The organism is Romboutsia sp. LXY-2 (genome assembly GCF_056171995.1).
Genome location: NZ_JBKFGI010000016.1, coordinates 23,236 through 37,364 on the forward strand (window position 1 = coordinate 23,236; position 14,129 = coordinate 37,364).

Annotated in this window: 15 protein-coding genes and 10 tRNA genes; 24 read left to right on the forward strand and 1 reads right to left on the reverse strand. The window is 31.1% G+C overall.

Annotation, left to right across the window (positions count from 1 at the left end):
• Nucleotides 1-8 precede the first annotated feature (8 nt).
• From ACI48P_RS19640 to ACI48P_RS19755, 24 genes are all read left to right on the forward strand, one after another.
• Nucleotides 9-1,028, forward strand: a complete 1,020-nt coding sequence (locus tag ACI48P_RS19640; protein WP_475218862.1) for a hypothetical protein — start codon at nucleotides 9-11, stop codon at nucleotides 1,026-1,028.
• Nucleotides 1,029-1,124: 96 nt separating this feature from the next.
• Nucleotides 1,125-1,715 carry a sulfurtransferase-like selenium metabolism protein YedF gene (yedF, locus tag ACI48P_RS19645; protein ID WP_475218864.1) on the forward strand — a complete coding sequence of 197 codons (591 nt, stop codon included), beginning with the start codon at nucleotides 1,125-1,127 and terminating at the stop codon, nucleotides 1,713-1,715.
• 75 nt (nucleotides 1,716-1,790) lie between these two features.
• Nucleotides 1,791-2,054, forward strand: coding sequence for a putative Se/S carrier protein (locus tag ACI48P_RS19650; RefSeq protein WP_475218866.1), 264 nt, complete (start codon nucleotides 1,791-1,793; stop codon nucleotides 2,052-2,054).
• Nucleotides 2,055-2,068: 14 nt separating this feature from the next.
• On the forward strand, nucleotides 2,069-2,254 hold the full coding sequence (locus ACI48P_RS19655) for a DUF951 domain-containing protein (RefSeq protein WP_475218867.1): 186 nt from the start codon (nucleotides 2,069-2,071) through the stop codon (nucleotides 2,252-2,254).
• Nucleotides 2,255-2,352: 98 nt separating this feature from the next.
• Nucleotides 2,353-3,555: an aminotransferase-like domain-containing protein gene (locus tag ACI48P_RS19660; protein ID WP_475218868.1), complete on the forward strand. Its 1,203-nt coding sequence runs from the start codon at nucleotides 2,353-2,355 to the stop codon at nucleotides 3,553-3,555.
• A gap of 289 nt (nucleotides 3,556-3,844) precedes the next feature.
• Nucleotides 3,845-4,123 (forward strand): 30S ribosomal protein S6, encoded by a 279-nt coding sequence (rpsF, locus tag ACI48P_RS19665; RefSeq protein ID WP_475218869.1) that lies wholly within the window; start codon nucleotides 3,845-3,847, stop codon nucleotides 4,121-4,123.
• Nucleotides 4,124-4,160: 37 nt separating this feature from the next.
• A complete protein-coding gene (locus tag ACI48P_RS19670) occupies nucleotides 4,161-4,607 on the forward strand; it encodes a single-stranded DNA-binding protein (RefSeq protein WP_475218871.1) in 447 nt (148 codons plus the stop codon).
• A gap of 25 nt (nucleotides 4,608-4,632) precedes the next feature.
• Nucleotides 4,633-4,860, forward strand: coding sequence for a 30S ribosomal protein S18 (gene rpsR, locus ACI48P_RS19675; RefSeq protein ID WP_042277459.1), 228 nt, complete (start codon nucleotides 4,633-4,635; stop codon nucleotides 4,858-4,860).
• Between the two features lie 96 nt (nucleotides 4,861-4,956).
• Nucleotides 4,957-5,277, forward strand: a complete 321-nt coding sequence (locus ACI48P_RS19680; RefSeq protein WP_475218873.1) for a MazG-like family protein — start codon at nucleotides 4,957-4,959, stop codon at nucleotides 5,275-5,277.
• Between the two features lie 7 nt (nucleotides 5,278-5,284).
• Nucleotides 5,285-6,241: a DUF2232 domain-containing protein gene (locus ACI48P_RS19685; protein ID WP_475218874.1), complete on the forward strand. Its 957-nt coding sequence runs from the start codon at nucleotides 5,285-5,287 to the stop codon at nucleotides 6,239-6,241.
• 10 nt (nucleotides 6,242-6,251) lie between these two features.
• Nucleotides 6,252-8,246 (forward strand): DHH family phosphoesterase, encoded by a 1,995-nt coding sequence (locus ACI48P_RS19690; RefSeq protein ID WP_475218876.1) that lies wholly within the window; start codon nucleotides 6,252-6,254, stop codon nucleotides 8,244-8,246.
• Nucleotides 8,247-8,696, forward strand: a complete 450-nt coding sequence (gene rplI, locus ACI48P_RS19695) for a 50S ribosomal protein L9 (protein ID WP_475218877.1) — start codon at nucleotides 8,247-8,249, stop codon at nucleotides 8,694-8,696.
• A gap of 22 nt (nucleotides 8,697-8,718) precedes the next feature.
• The gene (dnaB, locus tag ACI48P_RS19700) at nucleotides 8,719-10,047 is read left to right on the forward strand and encodes a replicative DNA helicase (protein ID WP_475218879.1); all 1,329 of its coding nucleotides are present in this window, start codon (nucleotides 8,719-8,721) and stop codon (nucleotides 10,045-10,047) included.
• 459 nt (nucleotides 10,048-10,506) lie between these two features.
• Nucleotides 10,507-11,796: an adenylosuccinate synthase gene (locus ACI48P_RS19705; protein WP_475218880.1), complete on the forward strand. Its 1,290-nt coding sequence runs from the start codon at nucleotides 10,507-10,509 to the stop codon at nucleotides 11,794-11,796.
• Nucleotides 11,797-12,154: 358 nt separating this feature from the next.
• Nucleotides 12,155-12,230: transfer RNA gene (locus ACI48P_RS19710), tRNA-Lys, on the forward strand.
• A 5-nt stretch (nucleotides 12,231-12,235) separates the two neighbouring features.
• Nucleotides 12,236-12,310: transfer RNA gene (locus ACI48P_RS19715), tRNA-Glu, on the forward strand.
• 7 nt (nucleotides 12,311-12,317) lie between these two features.
• Nucleotides 12,318-12,393, forward strand: a tRNA-Val gene (locus ACI48P_RS19720).
• 11 nt (nucleotides 12,394-12,404) lie between these two features.
• A tRNA-Asp gene (locus ACI48P_RS19725) sits at nucleotides 12,405-12,481 on the forward strand.
• Nucleotides 12,482-12,496: 15 nt separating this feature from the next.
• Nucleotides 12,497-12,571 (forward strand) — tRNA-Thr (locus ACI48P_RS19730).
• Nucleotides 12,572-12,578: 7 nt separating this feature from the next.
• Nucleotides 12,579-12,654 (forward strand) — tRNA-Lys (locus tag ACI48P_RS19735).
• A gap of 6 nt (nucleotides 12,655-12,660) precedes the next feature.
• Nucleotides 12,661-12,735: transfer RNA gene (locus ACI48P_RS19740), tRNA-Glu, on the forward strand.
• Nucleotides 12,736-12,742: 7 nt separating this feature from the next.
• Nucleotides 12,743-12,818 (forward strand) — tRNA-Val (locus tag ACI48P_RS19745).
• Nucleotides 12,819-12,829: 11 nt separating this feature from the next.
• Nucleotides 12,830-12,906: transfer RNA gene (locus tag ACI48P_RS19750), tRNA-Asp, on the forward strand.
• Nucleotides 12,907-12,921: 15 nt separating this feature from the next.
• Nucleotides 12,922-12,996 (forward strand) — tRNA-Thr (locus ACI48P_RS19755).
• A 133-nt stretch (nucleotides 12,997-13,129) separates the two neighbouring features.
• Here the strand turns inward: ACI48P_RS19755 and ACI48P_RS19760 are convergent.
• A complete protein-coding gene (locus ACI48P_RS19760) occupies nucleotides 13,130-14,122 on the reverse strand; it encodes an ATP-binding protein (RefSeq protein WP_475218882.1) in 993 nt (330 codons plus the stop codon).
• Nucleotides 14,123-14,129 lie beyond the last annotated feature (7 nt).

Genomic DNA, 14,129 nt, shown 5'->3' on the forward strand with positions numbered 1-14,129 from the left:
GGATGTAGGTGAAGAAGTGGATAGCCATAGTAATAGTAGTATTGATTTTAATAATAAATCCAAGTAAAGGAAATATGTTTAATAAAAAGGAATTAGATAAGAATAGTTTTAAAGAGCTTAATAATATTGAAGTTAATGGTGATTTAAAATATATAAAGTATCAAGATAATATTATACTAGGAGATAGTGAAGAGCTTATTGCTGTAAATTCTGAGGGGGAAGCTAACTCAATACTAAAGCTGAGTAAAGATATTAAAAATTTTGATATAGATAGTAATAGTTATATAGATATTATTGATAAAAAAGATAATAGGATTACAAGTATAAATGAAAATGGAAAAACAATATTTACAGACAAGGTTAATCAAGAAACATTAATGTATAAAAGTATAGACTCAAACTTATTTGTAACGGCTTATAAAAAGGATAATAATCAATATGTAAGAATACAAGATGAAGAAAAAAGTGTAGTCAATGAGATTGAGTATTCTAGCAAACTAACGCATATAGATAAAATAAATGAAAGTATTTTAGTAGCAGACCTTAAAACAGATAAAGGTTTATATAGTGAGATAAACCTATATGATTTTAATGGTGGAGAGAAGCAAAACCTTAAATTTGATGAAATAATTGTTGATGTAATCTGTGAAAATGATAATATTTACTTAGCATTTGAAAATAAAATATTAATATTAGACGAAAAACTAAAAGAAAAAGCTAAAATTAGTATAGAAGGAATCAAAAGCATAGAACAAGATAATAGCGGTAAACTTTATGTGATTGGTAAAGATAATAAGATAATTTGTATTAATGGTGAAGATGATAAAAATATTAAGAGTAAATCTGAGATAGTTGGTATTGAGCCAATAGGTGATGGATATATTACATATTCTAGCTCTAGTATTTTTAATCAAGAAAACAAAGAAATATCTAATGTTGGAAAAGAAATTAAAGATATTATAGCAATAGGTGAGAATATAGTGGTAGTGAATATTGAAGGTAATGTAAAAATATACAAAGTTTCCTAAGTTGTATCTATAAAGTAAATAGAAAATATCTATACCTAAGAAAATAGCATATATGATAAAATAGATTTGAATAATGCTAAGGAGATGAGATGGGTAATGATTATAGAAATAGATGCAAGGGGACTGGCTTGTCCAAAGCCTGTAATTAATACAAAAAAAGAATTAGATAAGATAGAATCAGGAATAGTTGTCACAACAGTAGACAATGATATAGCAAAAGAGAATATATTAAAGTTAGCAAACTCATTGGGTTGTGAAACAAATATCATAAAAGAAGAAGCTAATTTAATTTCAATAGAGATTAAAAAGGGAGAAAATGTTATAATAGAAGAGAAAAAAGACAATTCTTTAGACGATACTTGTGTGTTTATATCTTCTGATAAAATGGGAAGCGGAAATGACGAATTAGGAAATGTGCTTATAAAAGGATTTATATACACATTGACAGAAACTAAGCCTTATCCTAAAAGTATACTTTTAGTTAATGGTGGGGTAAGACTAAGTGCAGAAATTGAAGCGACTATAGAAAATCTAAAAATCCTAGAAGAAGCTGGAGTAGAAATACTTTCTTGCGGGACATGCTTAGACTACTATGGATTAAAAGAAAATCTACAAGTAGGAACAGTTACTAATATGTACACTATAGTGGATATATTAAAGAATTCGTCAAACACTATATCTATATAATGAATGCTTAAGGCTACATATAATTATGTAGTCTTTAATTACTTTAAATAACAAATAAGAAAGGTGAACAATACAATGAATGAAATGTATATAGTATCATTTAGCTCAACACATCATGCAATAAGAACAGACAAATTACTTGGAGAAAATGGTATAAAATGTACTACATTACCAACACCAAGGGAAATAACAGCAAGTTGCGGAATATCAATAAGATTTTCTTATGATGATATAGAGAAAGTAGAAAACGTACTTGAAGAAAATAGTATAGAGTACAAAGGGATATATAATATAAGTAGATTAGAAAACGGAAGTAAAGAAGTTAAAAAAATAAGCTAGGAGGAATATTAACTATGCCGATTGCTATTAAAGTGGGAGATATTGTAGAACTAAAAAAACAACATGCCTGTGGATGCAAAAATTTCGAGATTACAAGGGTAGGAATGGATATAAAAATAAAGTGTACTCAGTGTGAAAGATTAGTAATGTTAGATAGAGAAACTTTAGAAAAAAGAATCAAAAAAGTAGTTTCAGAGTGATATAAAAATAACATTCAAAAAGCAGAAACTATATATCGAAATATAACAATATTTGCTATAATTAAAGTAGGGAATTGCAAAAAAGGGGGGCTTTAATTATGGCTATAAAATTTGCTAATAGAATGGAAGGTTTAAAAGGATCTGAAATAAGGGAACTTTTAAAGCTTACAGAAAATCCAGAAGTAATATCATTTGCTGGAGGTTTACCAGCACCAGAGTTATTTCCAGTTGAGGAAATGAAGAAGATATCAGTTGAAGTTCTTGAAGAAGAAGGTAGATTGGCTCTACAATATGCTACTACAGAAGGTTTTCCACCATTAAGAGAGCATATTGCTAACAGAATGAACACTAAGAGTCAAACTAACGTAACAAAAGATAGTATATTAATAACTAATGGTTCTCAACAAGGACTAGATTTTTCAGGGAAGATTTTCTTAGATGAAGGTGATGTAGTATTATGTGAAAGTCCTTCATACTTAGGAGCAATAAACGCTTTTAAAGCTTATTGTCCAGAATTCATAGAAGTTCCTACTGATAAAGATGGAATGCTTATGGATGAACTTGAAAAAATATTAGAAACAACTGATAGAATAAAAATGATATACGTAATACCAGACTTCCAAAATCCTACAGGAAGAACTTGGCCACTAGAAAGACGTAAAAGATTCATGGAATTAGTAAACAAATTTGAAATACCAGTAATTGAAGATAATCCATATGGGGAACTACGATTTGAAGGAAAATGTTTACCTTCTCTTAAATCTATGGATGAAAAAGGATTAGTAGTTTATTTAGGATCATTCTCAAAAATATTCTGTCCAGGATATAGACTAGGATGGATCTGTGCATCACCAGAGATATTAAATAAGTATATATTTGTAAAACAAGGTGCTGATTTACAAGCATCAAGTATTTCTCAAAGAGAAGTAAGTAGATTTATGGATGAGTATGATTTAGATGCTCATGTTGAAAAGATAAAAGATGTATATAGAAAACGTAGAGATTTAATGTTAAGTATGTTAGAAGAAGAGTTACCAGAAGGTTTAGAATTCACTCGTTCTGAAGGTGGATTATTTACATGGGTAGAGCTACCAGAAAATTTAAATGCTAAAGAAATAATGGCTAAATGTTTAGAAAACAATGTAGCGTATGTTCCAGGAGGATCATTCTTCCCTAATGGAGGTAAAGAAAATACTTTTAGACTAAACTATTCTACTATGCCTGAAGAGAGAATTATAGAAGGTATTAAGAGACTAGGAGCAGTATTAAGAGAATTTATGGAAGTTAAATCAGAAGCTTAGATATAAATTAGATACATATGAAAAAAAAAGGGTGGTCATTTGACCACCCTTTTTAGGGGAGATTGGGATGAAATATATTTAAGTTATGGGGGCTATATATCTATATTATTATCTATATAAATCAAAGATATACGTATTAGAGTCAAAAAAAATGTAATAATAAAAAAGACAGTTAAAATAAAATTGACTTTTTGAAGAACCAATGTTAAAATGTGTAGGTATGAGATTTGAGTCTCATTTCTCTGCTCTGCTAAGCAGAGCCGTTAAGTCCAAAGGGAGGTGAATTATTGTGAAAAATTATGAATTAGTTTATGTAGTAAAGCCAAACTCTGATGAAGAAACTAGAGAAGCTGTACTAAACAAAGTTAAAGAAGTAGTTGCTACTGCTGGTGAAGTAGTTAAGGTTGACGTATGGGGTAACAAGAAGTTAGCTTACCCAATAGCTAAGTTTACTGAAGGTCACTACGTATTAGTTAACTTCAACTCTTCTGCAGATGTTCCTAAGGAAATAGACAGAAACTTAAAGATAAACGAAAACGTAATAAGACACATGATAGTTGTTGCTTAATAACTAGTCTTATTATATAAAAATAGGCGGTGTCAATATGAACCATGTCGTATTAGTGGGTAGATTAACTAGAGACCCAGAGTTAAGATACATCGCAGGATCAGGAACACCAGTTGCCAACTTTGCAATAGCTGTAGATAGAGAATTTGCAGGCAAAGATGGAAAAAGAGAAACTGACTTTATAGATATACAAGTATGGGGCAAATCTGCTGAAAACTGTGCGAACTATATCGGTAAAGGAAGTTTGGTAGCTATCCAAGGGTCTTTAAGAATAGATAGTTATCAAAATCAAGCTGGTGAAAACAGAAGAATTGCTAGAGTAAATGCTTCTAGAGTACAGTTCTTAGAAAGTAGAAATAAAGCGGAAAATTCATATAAAGGAAATCATCCTGGTTCAGAACCGAATTTTGAACCAAGCTTTGAGCCTACAGGACTAGATCCTCAAGGATTCCAAGCTATAGATGATGACGATATACCATTTTAAGTTTTAAGAAAAGGAGGGGACTACTATGATAAACAAGAAGAGACGTAAGAAGAAGAGAGTTTGTCAATTCTGTGCTTCTAAAGACGCTAGAATAGATTACAAAAACACTCAAAGATTAACTAAGTACGTAACTGAAAGAGGTAAAATATTACCAAGAAGAATCTCTGGAACTTGTGCTAAGCACCAAAGAGAATTAACAGTTGCTATAAAGAGAGCTAGAAACATAGCACTTTTACCATACACATTAGACTAAGAAAAGGACGAGCCTTCTGGCTCGTTTTTTTGTATATAAGGTTAAAACTAATATAATTTATGATATAATAATTATATAGTAAGGAGGGGGGCAGCTGTGAGATTAGATAAAGGTTCAGATATAACAAAGAATATAAAGATTATAGAATGGATGAAGACAGAAATACTAATGAGTGTTAGTGATTTGTTTAATCTTCTTTTTAAAGGGGTAAAACCATTAGATGAAACACTACAAGACACATTAGCAAATATTATAATGATTACATACCTTTTAGCAAAAAGAATGGGGATAAGTTTTAAAGAAATAGATTATAAGGTAAAAGAAAAGATAAGAATAGGAATAGATGAAGATCACAGTGTTGAGAGATGGTATGGAGATTTATCAAATCTAAAAAAACATATGGACAATAGGGAGTGATTCTAAATTGAACAATAATAACAAACTATCAAAGCCAGCTGGGTTAGTCATATTAGGTATAGTATTAGCTTTGATAGCAGCATATGTTCCAATGTTAGGCTTATTAGGACTAGTAGTAGCAGTTCCATACGCTATAATAGGTACATTAGCTGATAAAAAGTTCTATATAATATCTATAATAGTAACTTTTATAGTATTAATATTAAGTGTAGATCCGATGTATGCCATAAATATATGTGTGATAAGCGCAATACCAGGTTTAGTAATTGGTAGTATAGTAAAGAATAATATGAAAAATGATGATAGCAATAAATTTGAGCCCATATATGCAGGTACTATAATGTTTGTAGTATGTACAGTTGTGTTCTTCTTTGTTGCTAAAACAATATTTAAGGTAGATTTAATAGAAGAATTTATGACTATAATAGGTGAAAGTGTTAAATTACAGATAGAATTTATGAAAAACATAAATGCTGGGATGGTTGAAAGTATAGTACCAGATGATGTAGTTAATAGTGTTAGAAATATGATTCCTACAGCACTATTCTTTGAAGGTATGCTTTTAGCGCTTATAACTTATTGTTTATCATCATTTATATTGAGAAGAATGAAAAAAGTTGACTTAAGATTACCTAAAATTAAAGAATTTTATTTACCAGGAAATGCAGTAGTGACATCTTTTATGTTGTACATGCTTGTTTTATTTATAGAACTAATCGGATTAAATTTATATACTGACTTAATAATGGTAAACCTACAATTAGTATTTAATTTTATGTTTATGGTTCAAGGAATAGCAATTTGTTTATACTATATTAGCAAAATGAGAAGAGAAGGTCCCAATAAAATGATGTTATTTGGAGGAATCATGATATTTATATCAGGTTTCATGGGTATATCTTTTGTTGGAATGTTAGATAGCATTATTGACTTTAGAAAGGTAAGAAGCTACAAATCCACTTAGGAGGGTAGAAATGAGGAATAAACCAACATTTAAAATAAATATGCCAGAAACAAATCTATATATACTTATAGTTGGATTAGCTAGTACAATGCTACTTTTTTATAATGTGTATATAGGGTGTTTATTTTTCTTTGGTTTTATTTATATGGTCTTTCACAATTGGAGAATTACCAATATAAGAAGAAAAGAATGGATGAAATATATCCAAAACCTATCTTTGGATATAGATGAAACTACAAAAAAGGCCATAATGAATCTTCCAATACCTCTATGTATACTCGAATTTGATGGCAGTATATCTTGGTACAATGCTAAGTTTCAGGAGATGATAGAAGCTAAAGATTTATTAGGTATGAATATTGATGACATAGTTAAAAATCTTAATCTTAGAAAAGTATTGAATGAAAATAAAGAAATGTATACAGATGTAAGCTATAAAGAAAAAGAATATACAATAGTTTATAATGTAATAAAAAATGAACAAGAAAAAAACGCTAAGTACTTAATGATGTTATATTGGTTAGATAAAACAGATTATCTTAAACTTGAGAAAAAATACAATGAAGAAAAAAATGCAATTGTACTTATTCAAGTTGACGGATATGATGAAGTACTTAAGAGTGCATCGGAAGATAAAAAACCTTTGATTAATGTAGAAATAGAAAAGACACTATCTGCGCTAGAAGCGCATACGAATGGTGCATTGAAAAGGACATCAAAAGATAAGTTTTATCTTATTATGAATAAAAAAGAATTAAAAGAATTAGAGGCTGAAAAATTCTCTATATTGGACAAAATAAGGCAAATAGACACTGGAAACAACCTACCTGTAACGATAAGTATGGGTATAGGTATTGATGGTGATACAATAAATGAAAACTTAAAGCTTGCTACAGGGGCTCTAGATTTAGCATTAGGTAGAGGTGGAGACCAAGCTGTAGTTAAGACTAAAGACAAGTTTGCATTCTATGGTGGAAAGTCTAAGGCAGTAGAAAAGAAAACAAAAGTAAAATCAAGACTAATCGGTCATGCCTTAAGAGAAGTAATTCTTGAAAGTGATAATGTCTATATAATGGGTCATAAATATCCGGATATGGATGCTATGGGTTCAGCCGTTGGTATTTATGATATATGTAAGTCTTGTAATAAACCAGCAAACATAATATTAGATTCAAGTAATGAGTCTATAGATGAATTTGTAAAAAGATTAAATGAATTAGAATATTATAAAAATTTATTTATAGATAAAGATGAAGCAATTAAAAATTGTACTAAGAACACCTTAGTAGTAGTTGTTGATACGCACAGGCCAAACTATACAGAATGTGAAGAAGTGTTAGGATTATCTGAAAAGATAGTTGTAATAGACCATCACAGAAGAGGTGTGGAGTTTATCAATGATACAGTACTTCTATTCCATGAAATATATGTATCTTCTACTTGTGAGATGGTTACAGAATTAGTTCAATATATGGAAGAGGATGTTAATATTAATAAGCTTACGGCAGAAGGTTTACTTGCTGGTATAAGTTTAGATACTAAGAACTTTGCATTTAAAACAGGAGTAAGAACTTTTGAAGCTGCGTCATACCTAAGAAAGGTTGGAGCAGATACTATAGAAGTCAAAAAACTTTTCAATTCAGATGTAAAAGATTTTATTACAAAAGCAGATATTATAAGAAGTACTAAAATTATTAAAAATAGAATATGCTTAGCCTACTCAGACCAAGAACTAGACAATATAAATGTTGTTATAGCTCAAGCAGCTGATGAACTTCTAAACATAAAAGAAGTAGAAGCCTCATTTGTACTTGGTCAAAAAGAAGGTAAAGTATTTATTAGTGCTAGATCTCTAGGAAATATAAATGTACATGTACTAATGGAAAAATTAGGCGGAGGAGGACACATAGATATAGCTGGTGCACAGCTAAAAGATGTACCTCTACCAGAAGCATATAAATTAGTAAATGATATAATAGAGCAATATTTAAAGGAGGAAGACTAGATGAAAGTTATATTATTAAAGGATGTAAAAGGAACAGGGAAAAAGGGAGAAATGAAAGAAGTAAGTGATGGATACGCTAGAAACTTCTTACTACCTAAAAAATTAGCAGTATTAGCTGATAATACAGCAGTGAAAGAATTAAATGAAAAGAATAAATCTGCAGAAATAAAAGCAGAAAAAGAATATGAAGCAGCAGTTGAGCAAGGAAAGAAAATGGAAGAAATGAACGTAGTTATATACTCTAAAGCTGGAGATGGTGGAAGATTATTTGGTTCAATAACTTCTAAAGATATAGCAGAACAATTAAAGAAGCAACACGATATAGTAGTAGACAAGAGAAAAGTATTATTAGATGAGCCAATAAGAGTATTAGGTTCAAGATTTGTTGAAATAAAAATACATCAAAAAGTTACTACTAAAATCAGAGTAGACGTAAAAGAAAAACAATAGACATACACTTGAGGTGATAAATATGGAGGACATAACTAGAATTCCTCCACATAGTGTGGAATCAGAACAGTCTATATTAGGCTCCATATTGCTTGATAAAGAAGCTATTATAACAGTAACTGAGACTATTAGACCAGATGACTTTTATAAAGAGGCTCATAAAATTATCTATGAATGTATGCTAAAATTAAGCAACAAGGGAGAACCTATAGACTTAATAACATTAACAGAAGAATTAAGAAAGCAAGGTCATTTAGATGATGTTGGTGGTATAAGTTATATTACAAGCCTTTCTACCATAGTTCCAACAACATCGAATGTAAAATACTATGCTGATATAGTAAAAGAGAAATCAGTCCTTAGAAAGCTTATAAAAGCCTCTAACGATATAATAAGTTTAGGTTATGATGGAGCTACTAAAATAGAAGATGTTTTAGAGCAAGCAGAAAAAAGGATATTTGATATATCTCAAGAAAAAGCAAGTGATGATTTTAAATCAATAAATTCAGTGTTAATGGATACTTATGATCTTATAGAAAAGTTATATACAAATAAAAGTGATGTAACTGGAATAACTACAGGATTTAAGGATTTAAATAAAAAGATAAATGGTTTACAAAGAACAGACTTAATACTTTTAGCTGCCCGTCCTGCCATGGGTAAAACAGCATTTTCACTAAATTTAGTCCAAAATGCTGCTCTAAAAGGTGATGCATCTGTTGCAGTATTTAGTCTGGAGATGTCTAAGGAACAGCTTGTGCAACGTATGTTAGCCGCTCAATCACATGTTGAATTGAAGAAGATAAAAACAGGTACTTTAGATGAAAATGACTGGCCAAGAATCATTGATGCAATGGCCGTATTATCTAATGCTAAAATACATATAGATGATACTCCTGGTATTAAAATATCAGAGCTAAGATCTAAATGTAGAAAGCTAAAGATTGAAAAAGGTCTAGATTTTATAATGATAGATTATCTTCAACTTATGGAAGGTGAAGGTAACAACGAAAGTAGACAACAAGAAATATCAAAGATTTCAAGATCTTTAAAGATGATAGCAAAAGAACTTGATTGCCCAGTTGTTGCACTATCACAGCTATCTCGTGCTCCTGAGCAGAGAGCTGATCATAGACCTATGCTATCGGATTTAAGAGAATCTGGAGCCATAGAGCAGGATGCCGATATCGTAATGTTCTTATACAGAGATGAATATTATCATCCAGACTCAGAATTAAAAAACATAGGTGAAGTTATAATAGGTAAAAACAGACACGGTGAAACTGGATCTGTAGAGTTAGTTTGGTTAGGTGAAGTTCAAAAATTCGCTGATAAAGCTAGAGACCTGTAATATCAACAAATATCCACAGTGGATAATATGTTTCAAAAAGAAAATTGTGGATATTTGTCTGTTGATAACTGGAAACCTTGAAAAATAGATAAAAAATTATCCACACTATCCACAGAGTGCCTGTTGATAAATGTGAATAAATAAAAAAAGTGAGCTAAATGCTCACTTTTTTTACTTTTAAATTAGGAAATATACATAACTATTACCATGATAGGAAATATTAATAATGTTTTAAATTATAGAATGAAAAATCTACTCATTAAGTAATAAGTATAATTAACATATTAAAATTAAGATGATTAACTAATTTAGGTTTAATAATTAAAGTAAAATGGAATAAAATCCAATAAAGCATATATAAAATTAAAAAAAAATTAAAAAGTTTGAAATGGAGTCGAATATTTGATAAAATGTATTGGTAAAGTGTTCGATATATATATGAAAATAGAGGTGGATTACATGAAGACAGTTGCAATAGTTGGCTCTCAATGGGGAGACGAAGGAAAAGGTAAAGTTATAGATTACCTTGCAACACAAGCAGATGTTGTAGTAAGAGGTCAAGGCGGAAATAATGCAGGACATACAATAGTTATAGAAGGTAAGAAATTTGCATTACGTCTTATACCATCTGGAGTATTAAATCCTAATACTATAAATGTAATAGGAAACGGAATAGTATTTGATCCAAAAGGATTTTTAGAGGAAATAGAAACTTTAAATAAAGAAGATATAGATACAACTAATATAAAAGTAAGTGATAGAGCTCATGTTGTATTTCCATACCATAAAGAATTAGATGCTTTAGCTGAAGAAGCTAGAGGAGATAATAAAATAGGTACTACTAAAAAAGGTATAGGACCTTGTTATATGGATAAAACTGAGAGATCAGGAATAAGAATATGTGACTTAATGGATAAAGATATATTTGCAAAAAAATTAAAGTTACAAATAGATGCTAAAAATAAATTAGTTCAAGGTGTATATGGAAAAGAAGCTATGTTTGATTTTGAAACTATATACAATGAATATTTAGGATATGCAGATATAATAAGAAAGAATGTTGCAGATACTTCAGTTATAGTATACGATGCTATAAAAGCAGGAAAGAAAGTATTATTTGAAGGTGCGCAAGGAACATTATTAGATTTAGACTTAGGAACGTATCCGTACGTTACTTCTTCACATCCAACTTCAGGTGGATTCTCTGTAGGAGCAGGTGTTGGTCCTAATATGATAAAAGACGTAGTAGGAATAGTTAAGGCTTATACTACAAGAGTTGGAGAAGGTCCATTTGTTACTGAATTAGACAACGAAATTGGTGAAAGAATAAGAGTCCAAGGTCGTGAATTCGGAACAGTTACAGGAAGAGCTAGAAGATGTGGATGGTTTGATGCAGTAATAGTAAAGTATGCTGCAAGAGTTAATGGTATAACAAGTATATCATTCATGTTACTAGATGTTTTAAGTGGATTTGATAAAGTTAGCATATGTACAGGATACAAAATGGGAGATAAGATAATAACTGACTTCCCAGCATCATTAGAAGATTTAGCTAAATGTGAACCTGTATATGAAGAATTAGATGGATGGAATGAAGATTTAACTACAGTTGAAAAATACGAAGACCTTCCAGAAAATGCAAAGAAATATATAGCTAGAATAGAAGAATTAGTTGGAGTTAGTGTAGATATGGTTTCAGTTGGACCAAACAGAGCTCAAACTATAATAAGAAAAAATATATTTGCATAAGATATAAATAAGATATATGAGAAGCATAGTGAGATTGTAAAATTTCACTATGTTTTTTATTTACTAATTTTTTATAAAATAAAAAGACGAATATTAAATTTATATTTTCCTTAAAAAAGCACAAAAAAATTAAAATTTTATAAAAAAATAAAAAAAATGACAAAATCCTTAAAAAAATGCTAACATCAAAAAATAAGTATATTACACGGTTGTAGCCGTTTAAAATGTAGAAAAGTAAAGTTATTTTAAATAATAATTAAAAAAAATAAAAAAAATGTAGATAAAGTGTTGACGAAAAGGGTATAGCCTAATATAATAGTCTTTGTGAGTGAGCGACATACAAGTCGTAACACAAGATGATCCATTAGCTCAGTCGGTAGAGCACCTGACTTTTAATCAGGGTGTCCCGCGTTCGAGTCGCGGATGGATCACCACTTACGGCCCATTGGTCAAGCGGTCAAGACACCGCCCTTTCACGGCGGTAACAGGGGTTCGATTCCCCTATGGGTCACCAATTTCCCGGGACTATAGCTCAGCTGGGAGAGCACCTGCCTTACAAGCAGGGGGTCACAGGTTCGAGCCCTGTTAGTCCCACCATTTACATATGCGGCCTGGTAGTTCAGTTGGTTAGAATGCCAGCCTGTCACGCTGGAGGTCGAGGGTTCGAGTCCCTTCCAGGTCGCCAACAAAACACACTTATGCTGGTGTGGCTCAATGGTAGAGCAGCTGACTTGTAATCAGCAGGTTGTCGGTTCGATTCCGACCACCAGCTCCAAATAGATGATCCATTAGCTCAGTCGGTAGAGCACCTGACTTTTAATCAGGGTGTCCCGCGTTCGAGTCGCGGATGGATCACCAATTTATGGCCCATTGGTCAAGCGGTCAAGACACCGCCCTTTCACGGCGGTAACAGGGGTTCGATTCCCCTATGGGTCACCAATTTCCCGGGACTATAGCTCAGCTGGGAGAGCACCTGCCTTACAAGCAGGGGGTCACAGGTTCGAGCCCTGTTAGTCCCACCATTTACATATGCGGCCTGGTAGTTCAGTTGGTTAGAATGCCAGCCTGTCACGCTGGAGGTCGAGGGTTCGAGTCCCTTCCAGGTCGCCAATAAAACACGCTTGTGCTGGTGTGGCTCAATGGTAGAGCAGCTGACTTGTAATCAGCAGGTTGTCGGTTCGATTCCGACCACCAGCTCCAATAAAACTCTTAGATATCTAAGAGTTTTTTTATTTTGCATGTTTTGGCATAAACATGAGAGATTAACTACATACTTGAATTTTATTAAAAAAATCTCCATAAAAAATAGAAGAAAATATTATAATATTTTCTTCTATTTCTTTTTATCCCATCTTAAATCATTACCGACAAACTTAACCATCTTAAATCTATCGAAAATTCTTGAGAAAATTCTTTGAGCATAATCAGAACCTAACTGCATAGGAGATAAATTTGTAGATATTATAGTCTTTCTACCTGATAATAATCTTGTATTTATTATATTGAATAGCTCACTATTAGTAAAAGAGTTTGTAAGCTCTGTACCCAAATCATCTATTATTAAAAGGTCACAATCAAATAAGTTCTCATAATTATCCTTAGATATATGACTTTCACTATTTTTAAATTTATAGTCCTCTATAATCTCAAACATTTTAAAAGCAGTTTGGTAAATAACTACATGTCCTTTATCTAACAATGACTTGGCTATGCAGTTACACATAAATGTTTTACCAAGACCAGTATCTCCATAGAATAATAAGTTTTCACCATTATCCTTATCAAAATCCAATACAAATCCTTCACAAATAGGTAATATATTTCTTAACATATTTTCCTGAGGAGAAATATTAGAATCTGGTCCTATTTGAGAAGAAAATACAGATGCGTCAAAAGTAGAGAAGTTTTGGTTTTCAAGTACTCTTGATAAGTTAGACATTTTATAGGCTTCATTTATTATTTCTTGCTTGAGGCAATTACATTTTTGGCCATTTGATAAAAATCCTTTATCCTTACATGAGCTACACTCATACTGCATACTTAAGTACCACTTAGGAACTTTGTATGTATCTAGTACTTCTTGCTTTTTATTTTTAAGTTTATCCATTTCGATTTTTGACTCAGCAATAATTGTGTCCTTATCTGATGGATTTTGTAGAACTAATCTTGCCAGTTTTAGACCTATTTGGCTAATTTCTTTATCTATATTTTCAATTTCGGGTATTTGATTATATACATCCTTTTTTCTTTGCTCTAAGTCTGACTCAGCTTTATCTCTTTTTCTTTCATAAGAAGTAAGAATTTCTTTTAAAGTTGATTCTTTCATTTAATCA

Bases quoted from the DNA above. Each gene is read 5' to 3' on its own strand.
- yedF (WP_475218864.1), top strand. From the start codon at position 1,125: ATGATTATAGAAATAGATGCAAGGGGACTGGCTTGTCCAAAGCCTGTA.
- rplI (WP_475218877.1), top strand. From the start codon at position 8,247: ATGAAAGTTATATTATTAAAGGATGTAAAAGGAACAGGGAAAAAGGGA.
- ACI48P_RS19660 (WP_475218868.1), top strand. From the start codon at position 2,353: ATGGCTATAAAATTTGCTAATAGAATGGAAGGTTTAAAAGGATCTGAA.
- ACI48P_RS19690 (WP_475218876.1), top strand. From the start codon at position 6,252: ATGAGGAATAAACCAACATTTAAAATAAATATGCCAGAAACAAATCTA.
- ACI48P_RS19650 (WP_475218866.1), top strand. From the start codon at position 1,791: ATGAATGAAATGTATATAGTATCATTTAGCTCAACACATCATGCAATA.
- rpsR (WP_042277459.1), top strand. From the start codon at position 4,633: ATGATAAACAAGAAGAGACGTAAGAAGAAGAGAGTTTGTCAATTCTGT.
- ACI48P_RS19705 (WP_475218880.1), top strand. From the start codon at position 10,507: ATGAAGACAGTTGCAATAGTTGGCTCTCAATGGGGAGACGAAGGAAAA.
- ACI48P_RS19760 (WP_475218882.1), bottom strand. From the start codon at position 14,122: ATGAAAGAATCAACTTTAAAAGAAATTCTTACTTCTTATGAAAGAAAA.
- dnaB (WP_475218879.1), top strand. From the start codon at position 8,719: ATGGAGGACATAACTAGAATTCCTCCACATAGTGTGGAATCAGAACAG.
- ACI48P_RS19655 (WP_475218867.1), top strand. From the start codon at position 2,069: ATGCCGATTGCTATTAAAGTGGGAGATATTGTAGAACTAAAAAAACAA.
- ACI48P_RS19670 (WP_475218871.1), top strand. From the start codon at position 4,161: ATGAACCATGTCGTATTAGTGGGTAGATTAACTAGAGACCCAGAGTTA.